General features: G+C 67.4%; 12 protein-coding genes and 2 pseudogenes. 4 read left to right on the plus strand and 10 right to left on the minus strand.

Annotation, left to right across the window (positions count from 1 at the left end; translation table 11 throughout):
• Window positions 1-15: 15 nt before the first annotated feature.
• Window positions 16-1065 (minus strand): ABC transporter substrate-binding protein, encoded by a 1050-nt coding sequence (locus L5014_RS23020; protein WP_338019316.1) that lies wholly within the window; start codon window positions 1063-1065, stop codon window positions 16-18.
• Between the two features lie 49 nt (window positions 1066-1114).
• On the minus strand, window positions 1115-2218 hold the full coding sequence (locus L5014_RS23025) for an ABC transporter ATP-binding protein (RefSeq protein WP_238466051.1): 1104 nt from the start codon (window positions 2216-2218) through the stop codon (window positions 1115-1117).
• 151 nt (window positions 2219-2369) lie between these two features.
• On the opposite strand from L5014_RS23025, the gene pdxR reads away from it, so the two are divergent.
• Complete coding sequence (gene pdxR, locus L5014_RS23030; protein ID WP_238466052.1) at window positions 2370-3911, plus strand: MocR-like pyridoxine biosynthesis transcription factor PdxR; 1542 nt, start codon at window positions 2370-2372, stop codon at window positions 3909-3911.
• A gap of 45 nt (window positions 3912-3956) precedes the next feature.
• Here the strand turns inward: pdxR and L5014_RS23035 are convergent, their stop codons facing one another.
• Window positions 3957-7703 carry a DUF748 domain-containing protein gene (locus L5014_RS23035; RefSeq protein WP_238466053.1) on the minus strand — a complete coding sequence of 1249 codons (3747 nt, stop codon included), beginning with the start codon at window positions 7701-7703 and terminating at the stop codon, window positions 3957-3959.
• 166 nt (window positions 7704-7869) lie between these two features.
• On the minus strand, window positions 7870-9303 hold the full coding sequence (locus L5014_RS23040) for a DUF1254 domain-containing protein (protein ID WP_238466054.1): 1434 nt from the start codon (window positions 9301-9303) through the stop codon (window positions 7870-7872).
• Window positions 9304-9565: 262 nt separating this feature from the next.
• Here L5014_RS23040 and L5014_RS23045 point away from each other — a divergent pair.
• Window positions 9566-12345, plus strand: a pseudogene (locus L5014_RS23045) (heavy metal translocating P-type ATPase).
• A 54-nt stretch (window positions 12346-12399) separates the two neighbouring features.
• On the opposite strand, the gene L5014_RS23050 reads toward L5014_RS23045, so the two are convergent.
• A complete protein-coding gene (locus L5014_RS23050; protein WP_238466055.1) occupies window positions 12400-13356 on the minus strand; it encodes a peptidylprolyl isomerase in 957 nt (318 codons plus the stop codon).
• Window positions 13357-13804: 448 nt separating this feature from the next.
• Between L5014_RS23050 and L5014_RS23055 the strand changes: the two genes are divergently transcribed.
• Window positions 13805-14224, plus strand: a complete 420-nt coding sequence (locus L5014_RS23055; protein ID WP_238466056.1) for a HypC/HybG/HupF family hydrogenase formation chaperone — start codon at window positions 13805-13807, stop codon at window positions 14222-14224.
• Window positions 14225-14239: 15 nt separating this feature from the next.
• On the opposite strand, the gene L5014_RS23060 is transcribed toward L5014_RS23055, so the two are convergent.
• A complete protein-coding gene (locus L5014_RS23060; protein ID WP_420800120.1) occupies window positions 14240-16918 on the minus strand; it encodes a transglycosylase domain-containing protein in 2679 nt (892 codons plus the stop codon).
• Between the two features lie 342 nt (window positions 16919-17260).
• Here L5014_RS23060 and L5014_RS23065 point away from each other — a divergent pair, with 342 nt between their 5' ends.
• Window positions 17261-18382 (plus strand): porin, encoded by a 1122-nt coding sequence (locus L5014_RS23065; protein WP_238466102.1) that lies wholly within the window; start codon window positions 17261-17263, stop codon window positions 18380-18382.
• A gap of 157 nt (window positions 18383-18539) precedes the next feature.
• On the opposite strand, the gene L5014_RS23070 is transcribed toward L5014_RS23065, so the two are convergent.
• From L5014_RS23070 to L5014_RS23085, 4 genes and pseudogenes are all read right to left on the minus strand, one after another.
• Window positions 18540-19154, minus strand: a complete 615-nt coding sequence (locus L5014_RS23070; RefSeq protein WP_238466057.1) for a flavin reductase family protein — start codon at window positions 19152-19154, stop codon at window positions 18540-18542.
• 346 nt (window positions 19155-19500) lie between these two features.
• On the minus strand, window positions 19501-19656 hold the full coding sequence (locus L5014_RS23075) for a hypothetical protein (RefSeq protein ID WP_238466058.1): 156 nt from the start codon (window positions 19654-19656) through the stop codon (window positions 19501-19503).
• Window positions 19657-19860: 204 nt separating this feature from the next.
• On the minus strand, window positions 19861-20844 hold the full coding sequence (locus L5014_RS23080; RefSeq protein WP_238466059.1) for a hypothetical protein: 984 nt from the start codon (window positions 20842-20844) through the stop codon (window positions 19861-19863).
• 367 nt (window positions 20845-21211) lie between these two features.
• Window positions 21212-21286 (minus strand): annotated as a pseudogene (locus tag L5014_RS23085) (MgtC/SapB family protein); the annotation flags it as partial.
• Window positions 21287-21352: the final 66 nt, after the last annotated feature.

The raw sequence follows: 21352 nt of genomic DNA on the forward strand, positions 1-21352 counted from the left end.
CCGCATCGCGCCAGCTTACTTCGCGGCCCACGAGGCGAAGCGCTGCTCCAGTTCGTCGCCGTGATCGGTCCAGAACGTGAGGTCCTGCTGTACCGCGCTCTTGCCGTTCTTCGGCGAATTCGGCAGGTTTTCGAGCGTCTTCTCGTCGAGCGTCTTGATCGCCGTTTCATTCACCGGGCCGTAGGCGATGTGCTGCGCGTAGGTCTGCTGCGGCTTGGTCGAAAGCGTGTACGCGATGTACTGCATGGCCTGGGTCTTGTTCGGCGTGCCCTTCGGAATCGCCCAGTAATCGAGGTCGTAGATGCTGCCGTTCCACACGACCTTGAGGTTCTTGCCTTCGCGCTGCGCGGCGTCGATGCGTCCGTTATAGGCGGTCGACATCACCACATCGCCGGCCACGAGGAACTGCGGCGGCTGCGCGCCCGCTTCCCACCACTGGATGTTGGGCTTCAGCTCGTCGAGCTTCTTGAACGCGCGGTCCTGGCCCGCCTTCGTCGAAAGCACCTTGTAGACGTCGTGCGGCGCAACGCCATCGGCCATCAACGCGAATTCGAGGTTGTACCGCGCGCCCTTGCGCATGCCGCGCTTGCCCGGGAATTTCTTCACGTCCCAGAAGTCGGCCCAGCTCGCGGGCGCGGTCTTGAGCTTGTCGGCGTTATAGGCGAGCGCCGTCGACCACACGAAAATGCCCGCGCCGCACGGTTGCTGCGCCGCCTTGAGGAGATCGGCCTTGTTGCCGAGCTTCGACCAGTCGAGCTTCTCGTAGAGGCCTTCGTCGCAGCCGCGCGCGATGTCGCCGGTCTCCACTTCCACGACGTCCCAGTTCACGTGCTTCGCCTCGACCATCGCCTTGACCTTGGCCTGCTCGCCGTTGTATTCGACGGCCGTGACCTTCGTGCCGGTCTGCGACTGGAACGGCTCGTTGAAGGCCGCCTTCTGGGCGTCGCCGTTCGCGCCGCCAAAGTTCACGACCGTCAGTTCCGCGGCGTGCGCCACGCCACACGAGAGTGCAAACGCGGCCGCAGCCGCCACCGTTACAACGCGCAAGTTGCCGATCTGCTTCATGGTGTAGTCCCCTTCTCCTTGGTGGTTTGTTTTCGCGCGCTTCAGTGCGTCAGGCAAAAATACGCAAATGCTCCGGCGCGAACTCGAGCGCGACCGGCTGGCCGGGCGCGAAGCCTGCGAGCGCTTCGGTGCCGAGCGGCACCTTCACGAAGCACTCGTCCTGGTGAGGCAGACCGCAGCGCATGCGCACGTGGTCGCCGAAATAGATGAGACCGCGCGCCTCGCCCGCCAGCGCGTTCGCGCCGTTGTTTGCGCCGTTGTTTGCAAAGCCGGCGGCGAGCTTCATGCGCTCGGGCCGGATGCACGCGATGGCGTCCGCGCCCATCTGTGCGCCCGCCACGTTACGGCCTTTGAGGCGCGTGCCGTCGGCGAGATGGATCTCGCAGAATTCGCCGTCGACGGCGGCGACCTTGCCGCGCAGCCGGTTGCTGTCGCCGATGAAGTTCGCCACGAACTCGTTGCACGGCGATTCGTAGAGGCGGTCCACGCTGTCGAGCTGCTGCACGATGCCCTTGTCGAACACCGCCACGCGGTCCGACATCGTGAGCGCCTCGCCCTGGTCGTGCGTGACGTAGACGAACGTGACGCCGAGCTTCTCGTGCAGCGACTTCAGTTCGTATTGCATATGTTCGCGCAGTTGCTTGTCGAGCGCGCCGAGCGGCTCGTCCATGAGCACGAGCTTGGGCTGGAACACGAGCGCGCGCGCGAGCGCGATGCGCTGCTGCTGGCCGCCAGAAAGCTGTGCAGGGTAGCGTTTGGCGAAGCCTTCCATGCGCACCATCTTGAGCGCGTCGTTCACGCGGGCGGCGCGCTCGGCCGTCGGCACCTTGCGCACGCCGAGCGGATACGCCACGTTCTGCTCGACGGTCATGTGCGGAAAGAGCGCGTAGTTCTGAAACACCATGCCGATGTCGCGCTTGTGCGGCGGCACGTTGTTGAGCAGCTTGCCTTCGAGACGGATCTCGCCGCCGGTGGGAAATTCGAAGCCCGCCAGCATCATCAGGCAGGTGGTCTTGCCGGAGCCGGACGGCCCGAGCAGCGTCAGGAACTCGCCCTGATAGATGTCCAGATCGAGTTGCTTCACCACCAGCGTTTCGCCGTCGTACGTCTTGCGCACGCCGCGAAAGCTGACGATCGCCTCCGAGGTCTTCATCGTCGTGTCTCCTGTGTTTCCGGCTCAGATCTGACGCGATTAAATTTATTCTGACACAAAGGTTAGTCAGATCTGACGTGCGGATTACTATAGACGCTCACGGCTCTATGCAATGGAGCCATTTCATTATTCTCGATGGAACCACTTCGCCATGGTCATTCCGTCCGACTGGCTTGCCGCGCAACTCGACAAAACCTCGGCGGAACCGGTCTACCGCCAGTTGCTGCAACTCATGCAGCAAGCCATCCTGACCGGCCGACTCGCGCCCGGCACGAAGCTGCCCAGCTCGCGCCTGCTCGCGGGCGATCTCGGCATCGCGCGCAATACGGTGCTGCACGTCTACGACCAGTTGAGCGCCGAAGGCTACGTGCTCTCGACCACCGGCAGCGGCACCTATGTCGCGGACACCCGCCCCGACTCGGCCGCCGTGGGCCCGCGCCCCGACGCCACCACGCGCGCCGTGCCCGCGCCCTCCCCGCGCGGCGACATGTCGATGCGCGGGCAGCGCCTCATCGACGAAGCCGGCGTCTCGGCCAGGCAATGGGGTGCGTTCATGCCCGGCGTGCCGGACGTGACCGAGTTTCCCGCGCGCACCTGGAGCCGCCTGCAATCGCGGCTCTGGAAGTCAGCCAGGCCCGATCTGCTCACCTACGCGCCGGGCGGCGGTTACCGGCCCTTGCGCCGCGCGCTCTCCGACTATCTGCGGGTGGCGCGCTCGGTGCGCTGCACGCCGGACCAGATCATCATCACGACCGGCATCCATCAGTCGATCGATCTCACGGTGCGCCTGCTCACCGACACCGGCGACCGCGCATGGGTCGAAGAGCCCTGCTATTGGGGCGCGCGCAGTGTGCTGCAAGCCTCGGGCATCAAGCTCTCGCCGATTCCCGTGGACGACGAAGGCCTCAACCCGCGCGACTCCGATCTGAGCCATCCGCCGCGCATCGCGCTCGTCACGCCCTCGCATCAGTACCCGCTCGGCATGGTGATGAGCCTCGCGCGCCGCCGCACGCTGCTCGAATACGCGCGCCAGCACAAGGTGTGGATCATCGAGGACGACTACGACAGCGAGTTCCGCTACGGCAGCCGCCCGCTCGCCTCACTGCAAGGGCTCGACGACTCGGGCCAGGTGATCTATGTGGGCAGCCTCGGCAAGCTGCTGTTTCCGGGCTTGCGGGTGGGCTATATGGTCGTGCCCGAGCGGCTCGTGGACGCGTTTCGCACCGGCGTGGCCGAGCTCTATCGCGAAGGCCAGCTCATGCAGCAGGCCGTGCTCGCCGAATTCATCATGGACGGCTATCTCACCACGCACGTGCGCCGCATGCGCACGCTCTACGGCGAGCGGCGGCAATTGCTGATCGACGCGGTGACGCAGCATTTCGGCGACGCGCTGCCCGTGATGGGCGACGAAGCGGGCCTGCACTTCGTGCTGGGCCTGCCCGAGCATTGCGACGACCGGGTGCTTACCGCGGCTTCGTACGATGCGGGCGTGATCGTGCGGCCGTTGGCGTCCTATTACCTGGGCAAGCAGCAACGCAAAGGATTACTGACGGGTTATGCATGCGTGCCGCACGAGCAAATCGCGCCGGCGTTCGCGACGCTCGCGCGCGTGATCGAAGCGCACGCGTTCGGGGCCGCCCGGACTACTGGAATCACTGGAGTCACCAAGGCGCCGCGCGTGCGCGCGGCGTGAAAAACGCCAGCGGCATGCGAGGCATGACGCCCCGCATGCACGCCCTCACTTGAGCCCGAAGTCCACGCGCGTGGTCGCACCTTTATCGGTGATGCCCGTCGCGTCGAGCTTGGGCGCCACCACGAACACGCGGCTCGGGTCGACCTTGCCTTCGAAGTACTGCTGCACGGCCTGCGCGCGCCGCTGCGCTAGCTCGCGCAGCGTGGCGTCGTCCACGGGCGCGTGCTCGGCGAGCGCCTGCTTCATGTCGTCGACGGGCAGCGTCTTCGTGAAGCCCACCATGTTGCGCGGCTTTTTGAAGTCCGCATCCTTGTACGCCTTCGTCAGATATTTTTCGTATTCCTTCTGATCGACCTGCACCTGCGAGGTATCCACGCTCTCGCCGTTGCCCACGGTGTCCTTCACCTTCTGCTGGCGCACGAGGCGGTCCACATACTTCTCGCGCAGCGCGGGCGTGTCCACGGCCGGGTCGACGCGGCCGATCAGGTCGATCTTGATCGATGGCTTGTCGTCGAGCGCCTTCGCAATCGTGTCGAGCTTCTTGTCGTCGCCGTCCGAGAGCTTGGCCGAGCCCGCCGGGAATTCCACATAGCCGAGCTCTTCTCCGCCGCCGCCGCCAAACGCGTTCGCGAGCAGCGAGAACGGCGCAGTCACGGCCTTCGCGATCAGGTTGAGCACCGCATGCCAGATCAGGCCGCCCAGGCTGAACTCGGGGTTCGAGAGCGAACCCGACACCGGAATATTCACGTCGATCTCGCCGCGCCGGTTCTTGAGCAGCGAAATCGCGAGACGCACGGGCAGCTTCGTGGCGGTGTCGTTCTCGACGTGATCGCCGAACGTGAGCTGGTCGATGAACAGATGGTTGTTCGCCGTGAGCTGGTCGTTCGCGAGCTGGTAGTGCAGGTCGACGTTGAGCTTGCCCTTGGTGATCGGATAGCCCGCGTACTTGGACGAATATGGCGTGAGATTGGTGAGCTCGACGTCGTGCGCGCTCGCGGTGATGTCGAGCGAAGGCTTCTCGATGAGCGGATTCACCGTGCCCTTGATGGCGATAGGCCCGTTCGCCGCGAGCTTGGCCGACACGTCGACCGGCGCGGGCGTGGTCGACTCGGTGCCGAACGCGCCCACCGTGCCCTGAATCTGCACGAGGGTGGCGCTGTAGTTCGGCTTGATGAAGTTGTCGGTGTAATTCACGCGGCCGCCCTGCAACACGAGTTCGCCGAAATGCAGGCGCACCGGATGCTTCGGCGACTGCGCGGCGGTCACCGTCGCGGAAGCAGTCGCGGGCGCCGAGGCCGCCACGTCCATCGCAACCGGCGCGGAAGTGGGTGCACTCGCCGCCTGCGGCGAAAGCGGCACCGGCTCGTGGCCGTCGGCATGGGCATCGCGCGTGAGCGACTGCGCTTGCCCGCTTTCGTGCGCCACCACGTCCTTGAGATTGAGCTTGCCTTGCGCGTCGAGCAGCACGCGCCCGTAGAAGCCGGCGAAGGTCACGCGGCTCGCGTCCACGTCGGTGCCGCGCACGTCGTCGTAGCTCGCCTTCAGGTTCGAGAGCGCGAGCGAGCGCCAGCCCGCGAACGGGTCGGAGGTCGCCTTGTCGAGCATGCGCACGTCCACGAGCGCCGCATCGCCGCGATAGTTCGCCTTGAGCGCCTTGCCCTGCTCCACGGCAAGCTGCCCCTTCATGTTGAGCAGCGCGCTGGCGACCACCGCGTTGAGCTGGTTGCCGAAGTACGGCTCGAACGCAGCGGCATCGAGCCGGTTCGCGTCGATCCTGAACTTCGCCGTGAGCGGCGTGGGGTTCACGTCGCCATTGAGCGCGAGCGTGCCCTTCTTGTTGACGGTCGCCTTCAGGTCGATGGGCAGCGCGTGCTTCATGTCGTCGCTGATCTGCTGGACCTTGAGGTCGAGCGGCGCGACGGCAAGTTTGACCGGACGCGGCGTCGTGCTGTCCGTGAAGTTGACCGAGCCGCCGCTCACGCTCAGCGAATCGATCTTGTAGTGCCACGCCGGGCCTTCCTTCACCGACTTCTGCGCCGCGTGAATGGCCGTGCGCTCGGGCGCGGCCTCGTGCCCGCCCGCCAGTTGCAGCAGATCGATCTTGCCGTCCTTCTTGCGCTCGACGTTGACATCGAGGCCGCTCGTCTCCACTGAAGCGATCTGCGCGGTGCGCGCCGCGAGATCGACCTGGCTCACCTGCACCGTGCCCTTCGCGAGCGCCACGACCGGCGTCTTCGAGCCGCGCGCGGCGAGCTTGAGCGCCTCCAGATTCAGCGTGCTCGCGCCCACTTGCACGGCAGCCGGCGCTTTCGCCCAGTCCGCCTTGATGGCCGAGTCGAGGCTCAGCTTGCCATCGAGGATCTGCGCGGCCGTCACGCCGTCGAGATAAGGCTGTGCCAGCGGCAGCGCCACGTTGTTCAGGACGATCTTCGCGTCGGCGCTCTTCGCGGCAAGGCCGAGGGTGCCCGAGATCTTCGCCGTGCCGCCGTCGCTCGCCTTCAGCGCGAGCGTGTAAGCAGCGGGCGCCTTGGCCACGGTCGAGAAGTTGGTGAGCGTCGTGGCGACGTTGCTCAGGTCCAGCTCCACCGGCCGCGACGCAGCTTCGTCGTGCACATGCACCGTGCCGTCCGCGATCGCGAACTGGCGAATCGAGAGGTCGAGCGGCGGCGCCTTGGCCGCCGCCGCGGGCTCGGCCTGCGCACCCGACGCCGCGGGCGGGGCCGCTGCAACGGCCAGCTTCTCGAGGTTGAGCACGCCCGCCTTGTCGCGCACGACCGTGGCCGTGGGCGCATCGACGCGGATCGTGTCGAAGCGATAGACGTTGCTGAACGGTTCGAGCGACGCCGCCGCCACATGCAGGCTGCGCGCGCCGAACAGCGGCGCGTTGGCGTTGTCGGTGGCGTCGACGTCGTTGAGGTCGGTCGTCCCGGAAACGCGCAGCGTGGGCTTCTCGCCCGACATCACGAAGTCGAGCTTGAGGTTGGTGGAGAGCGTGCCGCTCTTGAGCGTCACCGGCAGTTTCGTGGGCGAATAGGTGAGCAGCTTCGGCAGGTCGAGATCGGTGAGGCGCAGTTCGACCTCGGATTCGCGCGACGCGGCGAACGGCTTGGTCTTGCCGTCGATGGCGAGCGTGCTGGCGCCGTCGATGCGCGCGCGCAGCATCGGCTGGACGAAGATATTGGTCTTCGAAGGCAGCGTGGCGATGAACGGAATGCCGAGCGACCAGCGGTCGATCACGTGCTTTTCGTTGAGCAGGCGATCATCGAAGGTGATCTTGCCGTTCTCGATGTGGATGTTCGAAACCGAAAACTGCGCGGGTTTGCTGCTGGGTTTTTCCGAGGGCTTCGAGAACTTCTCGATGAGGTCCGAGAAGTTGAAATGCTGCGCATCGAGCCGCACGATGGTCGCGCGCGGCGAATCGAGCCGCACTTCGTCGACGATGGGCGCCGCGCGAAAGATCGACGACCACGACGCCTGCACGACGAGCCGCTCGACGTCGAAGAAGTCACCCTGGCCGCCGCGCTCGCCGATATGCACGCGGTCCGCTTCGAGCCGCAGCGTGTAGGGATTGAGCCCGATGCGCGCGATCGTGACAGGCCGGTCGAGCTGCTGGCTCAGTTGCTGTTCGGCGATGTGCCGGATGAGCGGCGGCGCGGCGAAGAAGCCGAGCAGGCCGAACACCACGAGAAAGATGGCGATGCCGGCAAGGATGCGCCGTGTGCGGGGCGCGCGCGCCACGGCGCGCACCGATTGCAGGGAAGTCGTGAGCGATGCTTTGTTGAGGCTTGCCATACTTGCTGGCCGGTGACGCGGAAACAGGCTCGCCGCGGATAGTGAAGATAGTGAGACCGGATTGGCTGTCAGAGAATCCGACAGCCGAAAGTATAGGCCCGATGCTGCATCGCGCGACTGCAATGCGCCGCCAGGACGGTGGGGCCGCCGCCCTGGCGCGCACGCGTCACTGCCGCTCGACTGCCGGCGGTTGCCACGAGCCATCCGTAGCCTGGGGCTTCGGCGCGTACATGCGCAACACGAGGCGGAAGTCGCCCTTCGGCGCCGGCACCCAGTTGGCGCCGCCGCGCGGCCGCTCCGCGCTCACATGCACGTCGAGCGAGCCATCGCGATTGCGCCGCGCTCCGCTGCGCTCGCCAAACGCGACGCGCACGGGCATGTCGCCGTCGAGCGCGCCATCGGGCGTGTAAGCCGTGATCGACCAGAAGCCGCGCACCGGCGGCAATTGCTTCGCGCTGAAATGAATCACGTAGCGGTTCGCGCCGTTCAGTGTGTGGCCGTCACCGTCCTGGGCCACGCGGGCGCGTGCTTCGTCGCGGCTGGTGGGCAGGCCCGGCGACGCGTAGGCCGCGTAGCCGCGCAGGGCGTAGTCGGTGCCGTAGTTGCCCGCATCGTCGCCGACCCAGAGCCAGCCGTTGCCGGCGAGCAGATTCGAAGGCGGCGTGGCGACGCGCGCGCGGCCGTCGGCGAAGCCCGCGTTCACGACGGCGGCATCCTTCGATCCGGACGGCAGTTGCACCCCATCGCCGGGATGCACGCCGATGTCGCCGAGAATCTTGAGCGCATGCGGGTCGTCGGGCACCGGCGCATTGTCGTCCAGCGCGAGCGCGAGGCGCTTGAAGAAGCCGTTGGCGTCGAGCGCCGCGACCTGCGCGGCCGGCGTGCCCGTCGCGACGGGGTCGCCGGCCAGGCTCGCGCCCGTTTGTGCGTCCGCCTGGGCAACGCGCTTGCCGCGCGCGTCCCACGCGGAAAGCGGCGCCACGCGGATACCGCGCTGCAGGCGGCGCGCGCTCGAGAGGTCGCCGCCGCCACGCGTCTCGATGCGCGCGAGGAACCAGACATAGCGCGTGGTCACATCCACGCGCTTCGCGCGCGCGGGCAGCGTGCCCTTCCAGCCGGCGGGCACGAAGGCAATCGTTTGCGCCGTCAGACCGCTTGCGCGCTCATTGTTTTTCGCCGCCGTCGACCAGAGCACGTTGGTCCACATGTCGAGCGCGCGCGCATCGGCATAGCGGCCGTGCGTGTCAGGCAGCGCGACGAGCACGGGTTCGCGGCTCACGTCGAGCCAGCCGGTCGAGGCCAGCGTGTCGAGATTGGGCTCGGGCGGGCTCGAGGCGCCGACGGGCGGCAGCGACTGTGCGTGGCGCAGCGTGTTCGGCGCGGCCTGGCCGGGCGCGTTGCCCGTGGCGGCTTCGCGCGAGATGTCCATCAGCACGAGCGGATAGCCGAACACATAGGAATCGGAGACCTCGTCCTTGACCCAGCCATTGCCCTTCGACGCGGCGCCTTGGGGCGTCGATGCGCAGCCGGCAATAAGGACGACACCTGCCAGGGCGGCGCAGGTGCGGAAAAAAGGAATGGTTCGGCGTTTTTTTGTCATTTGTTGATTACGTGCCAAGCAGGCGGTCCATGAATTGACGTCGACTGGCTTCCGACGCCGCGCGACGGCCCCCCGGGCCGCGGTCCAATGCGCGCGGCATGGTGCCGATGCCGCCGGGTGGTATCGTATCGCCCGCATCAGCCCCTGAAAAGTCTGCTGTACGAAATTCTGCGCGGCTGCGGACAGGGCCCTTGACCTTCCCATCATGGGAACGTGGATACTGCGTAACGTCGAATACTTATCGCGTTTGCGCGTCATCATCATGAACGATCCCCTCGTTGCAGAAACCGGCGAGCGTGCCGGGCACCGCGTGGCGGAACTGGAAATCCGCGGCATGACCTGTGCCTCGTGCGCCATGCGTGTCGAGAAGGCGCTCGCGAAGGTGCCGGGCGTCACGCGCGCGTCGGTCAACCTCGCCACGGAAAAGGCTACCGTCGAGGTCAGCGCCGAGGTCAACGCAAAAGCCGGCGGGAGCGCGGCGCAAGCGCTCACCCGCCAGCTCGTGGCAGCCGTGGAGAAGGCGGGCTACGAAGCCGAACCCGTCGCGGACGCTGGCGCCGATGCATCCGCCGATGCCAGCGCTTGCGCCGCCGCCTGGACCGCGAGCTTCGCCATCGGCGGCATGACCTGCTCGGCCTGTGCGAACCGCGTGGAGAAGGCCCTCGCGAAGGTGCCCGGCGTGGCGAGCGCCGCCGTCAACCTCGCGACCGAAAACGCTGCGGTGCGCCTCGATGCGCCACTCGACGCCGCCATGCGCGAGCGTCTCGTCGCCGCCGTGCAAAAGGCCGGCTACGAAGCCACGCCGCTCGCCGATGACCCGCACACCGCCGAAGACCCCTCCGCTGACACGACGCAAGCCAGCGCCGCAGCAGGTGCGAGCGCAGCCGGCACAGCACGCGCCGCTCCGTCGCGCGCCGCCGCAGCCGAAGCCGCCGCGCGACGCGAGTTGCGCGATGTGCTGATCGCCGCTGTGCTGAGCGCGCCGCTGCTCGTGCCGATGTTTGCACCGATGTTCGGCGGCTGGCTCGGTTTGCACTGGATGCTGCCGGCCGCCGCCCAGCTCGTGCTCGCCTCGATCGTCCAGTTCGGTTTTGGCGCGCGCTTCTATCGCGCCGCCTGGAAGGCCGTGCGCGCGGGCGCCGGCAACATGGATCTGCTGGTGGCGCTCGGCACCTCGGCGGCGTGGGGCGTGAGTGTCTACGCGATGCTCGCGCACCCCGGCGACGCCGCGCATCTGTATTTCGAGGCGTCGGCGGTCGTCATCACGCTGGTGCGCTTCGGCAAGTGGCTCGAAGCGCGCGCGAAGCGCCAGACCACGGATGCCATCCGCGCGCTCAACGCGCTGCGCCCCGAGCGCGCGCGCATCCGCGAAAACGGCGCGGAGCGCGAGGTGCCGCTCGCGCAGGTGCGCGTAGGCGCCGTGGTCGTGGTGCGGCCGGGCGAGCGCGTGCCGACCGACGGCGTCGTGCTCGAAGGCCGCAGCCATGTCGACGAATCGCTCATCACCGGCGAAAGCCTGCCCGTGCCGAAGGCCCCCGACGACCGCCTCACCGCCGGCTCCATCAACGGCGAAGGGCTGATGGCCGTGCGCACCACCGCCATCGGCGCCGAAACGACGCTCGCGCGCATCATCCGCCTCGTGGAAAGCGCGCAGGCCGAGAAGGCGCCGATCCAGCGTCTGGTCGACCGCGTGAGCGCCGTGTTCGTGCCCGCGATTCTCGTGATCGCGGCAATCACGCTGGGCGGCTGGCTGCTCGCGGGCGCTAGCGCCGAAACCGCAATCCTCAACGCGGTGGCCGTGCTGGTGATCGCCTGCCCCTGCGCGCTCGGGCTCGCCACGCCCGCCGCGATCATGGCCGGCACCGGCGTGGCCGCGCGCCACGGCGTGCTGATCAAGGACGCCGAAGCGCTGGAAACGGCGCACGACGTGAGCGTCGTGGCCTTCGACAAGACCGGCACGCTCACGCTCGGCCAGCCCTCGCTCACCGCATTCGAGACGGCCGGCGAGATCGCGCGCGCCGAAGCGCTCATGCTCGCCGCCGCCGTGCAGCAGCACAGCGACCATCCGCTCGCGAAGGCCGTGGTGAAGGCCGCAGTGAAGACGCTCAGCGCCGAGTCTCCGGGGGGGCGCTGCCCGCTGCCGCGCATGCGCGCGCGGTGCCTGGACGCGGCGTGGAGGCCGAGGTGAACGGCCGGTATCTGGCGATCGGCAGCGCGCGCTGGCTCGATGAGCTCGAGCTCGCCGTGCCGCCCGCGCTCGCGGCGCGCGCGCAGGCGCTCGAATCCGAAGGCAACACGGTGTCCTGGCTGATGGGCAAGTCCGGGGGCTCATCGGGGCAACCGTCAGCAGTCCACAACTCAGCGGGCCACAACTCAGCGGGCCACAACTCAACGGGCCACGATTCGGCGGCCCACGAGTCCGGCGACGCACCCGCGCAGACATCGCCCAGCGGGCAATCCGATTCGACACTCGTGGTGCTCGCATTGCTCGCCTTCGGCGACACGGTGAAGCCCACCGCGCGCGAGGCCGTGGCGCGCCTGAAGTCGATGGATATCCGCAGCGTGCTCGTGACCGGCGACAACCCAGGCAGCGCGCGAGCCGTGGCGGCACAGCTCGGCATCGACGAGATTCACGCGCAGGTGCTGCCCGACGACAAGGCCCGCACGATCCGCGATCTGAAGATCCGCACGGGCGCGGTGGTCGCGATGGCGGGCGACGGCATCAACGACGCGCCCGCGCTGGCCGCCGCCGACATCGGCATCGCCATGGCCACGGGCACCGACGTCGCCATGCATGCGGCTGGCGTCACGCTCATGCGCGGCGACCCCGCGCTCGTGGCCGCCGCGATCGACATCTCGCGGCGCACGTGGCGCAAGATTCAGCAGAACCTGTTCTGGGCGTTCGTCTACAACCTGATCGGGATTCCGCTCGCCGCCCTCGGGCTCCTGAATCCCATGATCGCGGGCGCCGCGATGGCGTTTTCGAGTGTGAGCGTGGTGACCAACGCGCTCTTGCTGCGCACCTGGCGCGAACGCCGCTGACCCGGCTACGCGGTGGGCCGTGGGCCCACCCGCCGCCATCACGCAGCGCGCGCGTTACTGCACGATGGTCGCGCTCTGCACCAGTTGCTTCACGAGTTGGGCCGCGCCTGCGTCCATGGACTCCGCGATGATCTGGCGACGGATCTGATCCTTCACCTCGTCGAACGACTGCACCTTCATCGCACGCTTGTCTTCGAGCTTGACGACCACCCACGCCTGGCCCGACTGCACCGGCTGCGGCGCCACGCCGCCCACCGGCAACTGCGCGAGCGCCCGCGCCACGGCCACCGGCACGCCGCGTGTCTTGCCCTCGGCCACCGGCGTCTTGAAGCTCACCCACGGCATTTCGCCGCCGTTCTCCTTCGAGGGAACGATGCTGTACTGGCGCGCAAGCGCGTCGAACGGCTTGCCGGCCTTCGCCTGCTCGATCACGGCCTTCGCCACCGCCTGATCGGCCAGCACGACGAACTGCGGCTTGTACTCGTATTTGCCGAGCTCGGCGTTCACGCGGTTGTAGCGCGCCCGAATCTCGCGCTCGGTGGGCGTCCGCACGTGCACGTTGTCCTGCAACCACGACTGGATCTCGAGGTCCGCCTTCTGGCTGTCGCCTGCCTGAGCCACCTCGGGGCGCTGGTCGTAGTGCGCGCGCACCGCCTGCTGACGCAGCACTTCGCGGATGATCAACTGCCGCTTGAGCGCCGCGCGCAACTGCGGTGTATCGACGTCGCCGCTGTGGCTCACTGCCGTCGTCACGGCGCTCTCGAGCGCGGACTGCGGAATCTCCACGCCATTGACCACGGCGACCGCTCCCGCGGGCAGCGCCTGGGATGCGCCGGCAGCGGCGGTGACAGCGCCGGTGGCAGCACCGGTGGCAGCACCAGTGACAGCGCTGGCAGCACCAGTGACCGCACTGGCAGCGGCGCTCTGGGCGTGCGCGAGGGTGGGCAGCGCCGCGCTCAGCGCGACCGAGACGACGGCGCTAGTGCACAGCGCGCGAATCAGGGGGGACATGCGGAACATCTCGATTCACTCCAATGGGTCAGGCCGGCTGGCCCGCCGCGCATTATCGCCTGCTTGAGCCAAAATGCCGAAACGCCGGAATTTAACGGATGTTTCGGCCGCCACGCATCAATTCTTGTCAAAGGCGCGGGCAAACGCGCCCGGTCTTGATGCTCATCACCACAAATATCGGCTGCTTAGTGGCCTGATTAGTGGCCTGCCTGGTGGCCTGCTTCATGCCCGCAAGAACAATTTGTTTCAAGATCAACGCCTTGGCGCGGCTGCGGACAGGTTGTCCACAGCCCTTTCCACGAAATCTGGGGATAACTGCCGGTACACTGCGTCGCTTGCGCACAATCAATCGCTCCGCCGCCGCATGGTCGCAAGCCAGCGAGATGCTGCTACCGTGCGCCGTCGTCTGCGTCAGACCAGCCGCCCATTCGCCGTGTTCAGGATTGCCATGACCCGATTCATCCGCCCCTACGCTCTCGCCGCAACCCCCGGCACGCGCATGCGCTCGCGGCCAGACCCTCGCATGACACCACCATCGAAGGCCGAGCGACCGATGCCCATCGGCATTCCGGCCCGCATCGTCTGCGCGGAAGGCCTCGCCGCCCAAGCCGTGACACGTCACGGCGCCTGCGCGATCGACCTCGCGCGCACCGGCCCGCTACCGGCCGGCGCCTGGGTGCTCGCGTTTCGCGGCGTGGCGCGCGCCGTCATCGACGCCGAACGCGCCCGCGACATCGACGTCGCGCTCGATGCGCTCGAAGCCATCGCCAGCGGCGAGCTCGACGGCGCGCACGCGTCGCAGGGGCTCGTGCACTACCTTACGGTCGTGCATGGGCGCGGCGGCAACCGCTCGGTCCAGGACCGGTAAGCGCCGCGCCCTGGATCAGTTGCCCTGCGGCTGCGTGGCCGACGGTGTCGCTGAGGTCGGCGGCTGCGGGGTCGATATCGGCGGCGTGTATTGCGCGCCCGCGCTGTTTCCCGCGCTGTTTCCCGCGCTATTCCCCGAATCTGAGTCGTCGGGCGTGGGCGTCGGCGCGAGCGTCGGCTCCTGCGGCGGATAAGGCGCCTGCTGCGGCGATGGCCCAGGCGGCTGCGCGCCGGAGGCACCGGAAGCACCGAGCACCGGCGGCTGGCCGAACATGCGCGCGATATCCGGCGGCACGCCAGTACCCGAAGCCGCAGATGCCGCCGATGCCGCGCCCGCTTGCGCGACGCCGCTCGAAGGCGGCACCTCGGCGGGCGCGGGCGCAACCGCTGGCGGCCGCGGCGCCGGGGCATGGGCCGGCGCGTGCGGCGTCCCGGTGGGCGCCTTCGAGGTGAACAAGCCGTCCATCCACGTCTTGAGCCGCTCGCGGAAGGTCTCGAATGCGCCCGGCGCGACTTCGGTATCGAAGCGCGCGCGCGGATCGACAATGCGCGCACGGAACGCCCGCGAGAAGAAGTCGCCGACGATCGGCAACGCGCTGCGCGCACCTTCGCTCTGGAGCGTGACGCGGCCGTCGTCGAAGCCCACCCACGCGCCCGCCACCAGTTGCGGGTCCATCAGGATGAACCAGCCGTCCGCGTTGTCCTGGGTCGTGCCGGTCTTGCCCGCCACGTCGGCGCGAATGCCGAAGCGCGTGCGGATGCTCGAGCCCGTGCCGCGATTCACGACATCGCGCATCGTGTCGAGCAGCGTGCGGTCCGCGGACGCCGAAAGCGCGCGCTCGGGCGATGCGCTTGCGAATTCCGCGAGCACGTCGCCCTTGCTGTCCTCGATGCGCGTGACCATGCGCGGCTCCAGGTACTCGCCATCGTTCGCGATGGTGCTGTACGCCGACACCATCTCCTTGAGCGTGACCGGGCTCGTGCCGAGCGCGAGCGAGGGCACCGGCTTCAGCTCGCTATCGCGCACGCCCATCGCACGCGCGAGACGCGCGACCTTGTCCGGGCCCACTGCCTGCATCACCTGCGCCGTGATGCGATTGCGCGAGAACGCGAGCGCGTCGCGCAGTGTCATCGGCTTGTTGCTGGGCGGCACATCGTCGTTGGGACGCCAGATTTCGCCGCCTTCGAGCGGCATTTCCACGGCCTGGTCGACGATCGTGTCGGTCGGCTTGGCGCCGGCCGCGAACGCGGCGCCATAGACAAACGCCTTGAACGTCGAGCCCGGCTGACGCCGCGCCTGTTGCACGTGATCGAACGGCTCGCCCGCGAAATCGCGGCTGCCCACCCATGCCTTGATCTGCCCGTTGCGCGGATCGATCGCGAGGAAGCCCGCCTGCACCGTGGTCTTGTCCTTGCATAGCGCGCGCATGAACGTGCGGTCGGCGGCGAGCTTCTTGAGCGCGGCCTCGTCGCTTACGCCCGAATTTGCATCCCCAGCGCGCGCGCTCTTGTAATCGGGCGTCTCGCGCATGAAGGCCCTGAAAAGATCGTTGCCGGCAAAGCAGCCGTTGCGTCCGCTCCACGCGCTGTTCGCGCTGCCCTGCAACTGGTTGGCGTGCTGCTTGAGCGCGGCGGTGGCCATCGCCTGCAGCCGCGAATCGATCGTTGTGCGCACAACCAGACCGTCGGAATAGACGTTGTAGTCGTTGCGGTCGGCCCACGCGATCAGCCATTTGCGCAGTTGCTGCGCGAAGTGCGGCGCGGGACCGGGCGGCTCGGTCTGCCGCTCGAAGTCCAGACGCAGCGGCTTCTTCGCGAGCGTCGCGTACTGCGCATCCGTGAGCTTGCCGTACTTCACCATCTGCGCGAGCACGGTGTTGCGCCGCGCGAGCGCGCGCTCGGGATTGATCACCGGGTTGTAGTAGGCGTTGCCCTTGAGCATGCCGGTGAGCGTCGCGGCTTGCAGCACGGTGAGCTGATCCGCGGAAACACCGAAATAGGTGCGCGCCGCCATCTCGATGCCGAACGCGTTGTAGAGGAACGGCACCGTGTTCAGATAGGTTTCGAGGATCTGCGGCTTGCTATAGACGGCCTCGATCTTGAACGCGGTGATCGCCTCCTTGATCTTGCGCGTGAGCGTGGGCGCGCGGCCGATCTCGTCGGGGTAGAGATTGCGCGCGAGCTGCTGCGTGATGGTCGAGCCGCCCTGGCGGTTGCCCGAAAACGTGTGCAGCGCCGCGCCCGCCGTGCGCTTGAAGTCGATGCCGTGATGCTCGTAGAAGCGGTGATCCTCGGTCGAAATCAGCGCGTCGACCATATGCGGCGAGATCTGCGAGAGCGGCACCCACTCGCGGTTCGAGGGCTTGAACTCGGCGAGCAGCTTGCCATCGGCGGAGAGAATCTGCGCGGGCTGGTCCACGCGCGCCTTGCGGATGTCGCCGATGCCCGGCGTGAACGGAATCAGCACCAGCACATAGAGCACGAGCGCAGCGGGCAACGCGCCGATGGCGATGAGGATGCCGCGCCGGGTGGGATGGCGCAGATGATGTAGCCCCTTGCCGAGCCACGGACTCACGAACGCGCACAGGCGCGACATGAGGGGCTTCAGGCGGGAGGACCATTTCGCGGCTTGAGCGCGGATGAACGACACGGAACGCTTCACGCGGGCAACTGGATCGGCTGGCAAAGCGTGCATCGTACCAAAACTGCCGGGCACGCCTTTAATCGCACCGATGAATGCATCTGCGCCACACCATGGCAGCAATTCATGACACGGCGATGAAAAGTTTATTCCAGTGCACGAAAGAATCTTCTCCAGACACAGCGGATTTTCTGGCGGCTGCCGGTCCTTACACTCCTGACGCTGCTTGCCGGCCTTCGCTCGCGTCGCGCGCAGCAAGCCATTTTCAAACGCCAAGAGAAAACCGCCTCAGGAACTTCACACGTGAAAAAGAACGCCCCCTCTCTCGCCACCAGCGCCGCGCGCCGCGCCTTGAGCGCCTCGGTCACCACCGCAGCGGCCACCGCCGTCGGCCTCATCGGCGCCATTGCCCCGGGCGTCGCGCACGCGCAAAGCTCGGTCACGCTCTACGGCATCATCGACGCCGGCATCATGTACACGAACAACGTCGCGAGCGGCAAGTCGGGCGGCGCGCTCTGGCAGGCGACGAGCGGCAACATCAACGGCAGCCGCTTCGGCCTGCGCGGCAGCGAAGACCTGGGCGGCGGCACGCGCGCCGTGTTCCTGCTCGAAAACGGCTTCAACCTGCAGAACGGCAAGCTCGGCCAGGACAACCGCATGTTCGGCCGCCAGGCCTGGGTGGGCCTCGCGAGCGATCGCTTCGGCACGCTCACGCTGGGCCGTCAGTACGACGAACTCGTGGACTTCGTCGCGCCGCTCTCGGCTACCGCGGGCACCTTCGGCGACACGGGCTTCACGCATCCGTTCGACAACGACAACCTCAACCACTCGGTGCGCATCAACAACTCGGTCAAGTACACGAGCAACAGCTATGGCGGTTTCAAGTTCGGCGCCCTGTATGGGTTCTCGAACCAGACTGACTTCGCGGTCGATCGCGTCTACAGCTTCGGCGCGAGCTACAACAACGGCCCGCTCGCCGTGGCCGCCGGCTATCTGCAGATGAATGGCACGCAAGGCACGAGCGCAAGCAGCCCGGGCGCGGTGGACATCGCCGAATCGGCGGCCAACGGCAAGGGCGGCTTTTCGCTCGGCGCGCAGCGCCTGCGCGCGTTCGGCGGCGGCCTGAACTACACGTTCGGCCCGGCCACCGCGGGCTTCGTGTTCACGCGCAGCGAGTACTCGGGCACGAACTCGTTCGGCTCGCACGGCGGCGACGTGAGCTTCAACAACTACGAAGTGAACGGCAAGTATCAGTTGAACCCGGCCTGGAGCCTCGGCCTCGCCTACACCTACACCGACGGCCACGTGGACCGCACGAGCTGGGGCGGCGATCCGAAGTGGCAGCAGGTGAACGCGCAGGCGGTGTATCGCCTCTCGAAGCGCACCGACCTCTACGCCGAAGCGATGTATCAGCACGTCACGGGCCACAACTACGTGGCATTCGTCAACACGGCGGGCGGCGCTTCGTCGACGGCGAATCAGGTGGTGGGCACGGTGGGCCTGCGCGCGCGCTTCTGACGCGAACGCTAACCGAGGACGGCGACAGCGCGATCGAGATCCACACGGCGCACGCGCCCATGCGGACGCTCATGCGGAAGCAGCGGCGCGCGAGCCGGAAGCGCGACTCGTCGCCGGGCTTCGCGGGCGATCGCGTGGCCCGCGAAGCGCCAGCATCTCAGGCCGTGGGACGCACCATCTGGAACATTTCGCCGATCTGCGCGTAGTCGGCGCGATAGCCCGCGCGCATGACGGGCTGCGCGGCATGGGTATCGAAGAGCCCGTCTTTCAGATACTGCTGCCGGATGTGCACGCCCACGACCTGGCCGAGCGCGAGCCAGTTGTTCATGGGCGAGCCGTCGAGCGCATTCAGCCGCACGATCTGCAGCAGCTTGCATTCGAGCGCGGCCGGCGCTTCGGCCACGTGCGGCACCGCCACGTTGCGGCCCGGCGCGGGCGTGAGGCCGGAGAACGTGAACTCGTCGATATCGGCGGCGACGGGCGCGGAACTCTGATTCATCCGCGCGGCCAGCGGACGCGAGGCGAGATTCCAGACGAACTCGCCCGTCGCCTCGATATTGGCGATGCTGTCCTTGCGGCCTTCGCTGCAAAACCCGATCACGGCCGGCGACGAGGCGAACGCGCCAAAGAAGCTGTACGGCGCGAGGTTCAGCACGCCGTCCGAAGAGCGGCTCGAGATCCAGCCGATCAGGCGCGGCGCGACGATCGCCTTGAAGGGATCGTGCGGCAGGCCGTGGCCGGTGGCGGGGTCGTAGAAGTAGGTGTCGGACATAGGTGAGCGGTGGGTGGTCTTGCGGCCCACACTATGACATTGGTTCAGCGGCGCTGCATGGCGCGGCCCACGCAGGCTTTATCCACAGATTTTGTTGAGAGCCCTGTGGACAAGCTCTGGGCGATTCACGCAAGTGCCTGTCGCCAAAGGAAAACCACACCGTGCGCATCGGCCACGACGATAGCGGTGCCGCACGCCATTCACTGAGTCTTCCACTACGCGTCAGGCCCAGACGCAACAAAGCCGGCTCTCTTAAAAGAACCGGCCTCGTTCGATGTCACGACTGCTGGAGCGAAGTATCCGGGCAGCGCATTGGCTCCGCCCTATCGCTCCGACTGCGGCGAGATTAGTCGCGCGGCAGGCTGAACGGCTTGTAGTGCGAGCGGCGGATGCGCTCTGCTTCGCGGTGACGCGCTACGTACGAATATTCGGCATCCATCGGCAGATACGGCGACGCGAAGAGGTCGCTCACCTTTTGGAAAAGTGCAAGGATAAAGCTCATGGCGACTCCCGGTTAGACAAGAATATAGGGTTTTCCCTAGGAACAGATGCATTGTAGGGTTTTCCCTAGCTCAATGCTAGTGCAGCGCAACAAAAAAACTGCGGCGCCGCGTCGCGGCTCGATGGCAGGCCATCCATGCGTTGCATCAGCGCAACACGCGGGCGGCCTGTGATTCCGGGGTCAAAACCAGATGGAGGTTGGCGGTCAGTTTTTCGCCGCCGCCTGGCGGGAGGCGTGCTGCGAGCGCGCCTTGGCCGACTTGCTGCCCGCGGCATGCGAGGCGGACTTTTCCGTCGATTTCGTCGCCTTGGCGGTCCGCGCGGCATGGCGCGGCGGCGTTGCGCTCTCCGGCTCGCGAGCGGCGCTCGCCGCAGCCGTTGCGGGCACCGCCGCCATTGCCGCCGCAACGGGCACGGCGGCGGCCGGCGCGGCCAGGCGCGCCGCCACGCTGTCGAGCGCCGCCTGCTGGTTCTGCATCAGCACGTCGAAGCGCTGTTGCTGCGCTTGCGCATCGGCCGAGAGGCTCGCGAGCAGGACAGTCTGTGCGATCGCCACGCCCGCCGTCACCACCAGCGCGGCAACGGCGGCCGTCAACATCCACTGGGTCCTGCGCGTCTGGGCGGCCATCGCCGCGACGATCTCGGAGGGCAGCGCCGTCGCGGCGCGTTCGGCGCCAAGGCTTGCCGCGCGCTCGGGCACCAGGCCGTGGACCGCCGGGTCGACATCCACGGCATGCACCGCCGAAATCATGTGCGCGGCGTTGCCTGTCGCGCTCGTGGGCGCGTAGGTGTGGCCGCTTGCGCTCAACGGCACGGCCACCGGTTCTTTGGCAACGTCGTGCAAGCCAGGCAGGGGTTCGGCCTGCGGTTCGGGCTGCTTCCGCGCCTCTGTTGCCGCCATCCCCGACGCTTGCGCGCCTGCCTTCTCGTCCGTCGGTCCGCTTGCGTCGGCTACGTTCGACTCCGATGCGTCGATCTCCCTCGCAACGGGCAATTCCAGCGTCTCGGCGTGGGCGGAAGCCGCCACTTTATCGTCCGCGTCGCCGCCGGCGCTCGCGGCATCCTCTGCCGGCCCGGCCGCCTTTGTGCGGGCCGCGCGCCGCGCGGACGTCGCGCGACTGCCCTGCGCCACGCCCTCTGCTTCGGCTTCGGGCGCCGGCTCCGGGTTCTCGTCGAAAAGATCGAGCATGAGCTCGCCGTCCGGCTCCCCCTGCTGAGGGTCCGCGGACTGCGTAACTTCTGTATGGGTAGGAGGCGTCGGCATTCGACGCCGGGACGACGCGCTGCGCGCTGCGCGCGCGGTGTTCGAGGGTTCGTTTTCTGCGTGTTCTACGTGTTCGGCCATGGATCGACGATGAGACTCGCTTCAGGTGAACGCGCGTCGCACGTCCATCACGCCTGGCCGCAGCGTGACAGCCGCGTTTCGCTTCCCGCAACGCGCATCCTTCACATCCTTCAATAAAGCCGCGCGCCGCTGGTCAGGCATCTTAGCCGCAAACGTTAAACCTGTGAGCCCCTCGAATATGAACCATGCGTGACGCATCAATCCTCGCCATCCGCTCGAAGCCAATCACGCTGCCGAGCGCGGCGGCCAGCACCAGCCGGGAAATGAGTTCCCAGTTGCCGAGCATGGTTCGTGCAGCTTGTCTTGCACCGTACGCTGCATGACAGAGACAGAGTTGCCCCAGCGTACAATC

This window comes from Paraburkholderia tagetis, from assembly GCF_022213065.1.
In the GTDB taxonomy this organism is placed as follows: domain Bacteria; phylum Pseudomonadota; class Gammaproteobacteria; order Burkholderiales; family Burkholderiaceae; genus Paraburkholderia; species Paraburkholderia tagetis.

Bases quoted from the DNA above. Each gene is read 5' to 3' on its own strand.
- L5014_RS23020 (WP_338019316.1), bottom strand. From the start codon at position 1,065: ATGAAGCAGATCGGCAACTTGCGCGTTGTAACGGTGGCGGCTGCGGCC.
- L5014_RS23025 (WP_238466051.1), bottom strand. From the start codon at position 2,218: ATGAAGACCTCGGAGGCGATCGTCAGCTTTCGCGGCGTGCGCAAGACG.
- pdxR (WP_238466052.1), top strand. From the start codon at position 2,370: ATGGTCATTCCGTCCGACTGGCTTGCCGCGCAACTCGACAAAACCTCG.
- L5014_RS23035 (WP_238466053.1), bottom strand. From the start codon at position 7,703: ATGGCAAGCCTCAACAAAGCATCGCTCACGACTTCCCTGCAATCGGTG.
- L5014_RS23040 (WP_238466054.1), bottom strand. From the start codon at position 9,303: ATGACAAAAAAACGCCGAACCATTCCTTTTTTCCGCACCTGCGCCGCC.
- L5014_RS23050 (WP_238466055.1), bottom strand. From the start codon at position 13,356: ATGTCCCCCCTGATTCGCGCGCTGTGCACTAGCGCCGTCGTCTCGGTC.
- L5014_RS23055 (WP_238466056.1), top strand. From the start codon at position 13,805: ATGACCCGATTCATCCGCCCCTACGCTCTCGCCGCAACCCCCGGCACG.
- L5014_RS23060 (WP_420800120.1), bottom strand. From the start codon at position 16,918: ATGCACGCTTTGCCAGCCGATCCAGTTGCCCGCGTGAAGCGTTCCGTG.
- L5014_RS23070 (WP_238466057.1), bottom strand. From the start codon at position 19,154: ATGTCCGACACCTACTTCTACGACCCCGCCACCGGCCACGGCCTGCCG.
- L5014_RS23075 (WP_238466058.1), bottom strand. From the start codon at position 19,656: ATGAGCTTTATCCTTGCACTTTTCCAAAAGGTGAGCGACCTCTTCGCG.
- L5014_RS23080 (WP_238466059.1), bottom strand. From the start codon at position 20,844: ATGCTCGATCTTTTCGACGAGAACCCGGAGCCGGCGCCCGAAGCCGAA.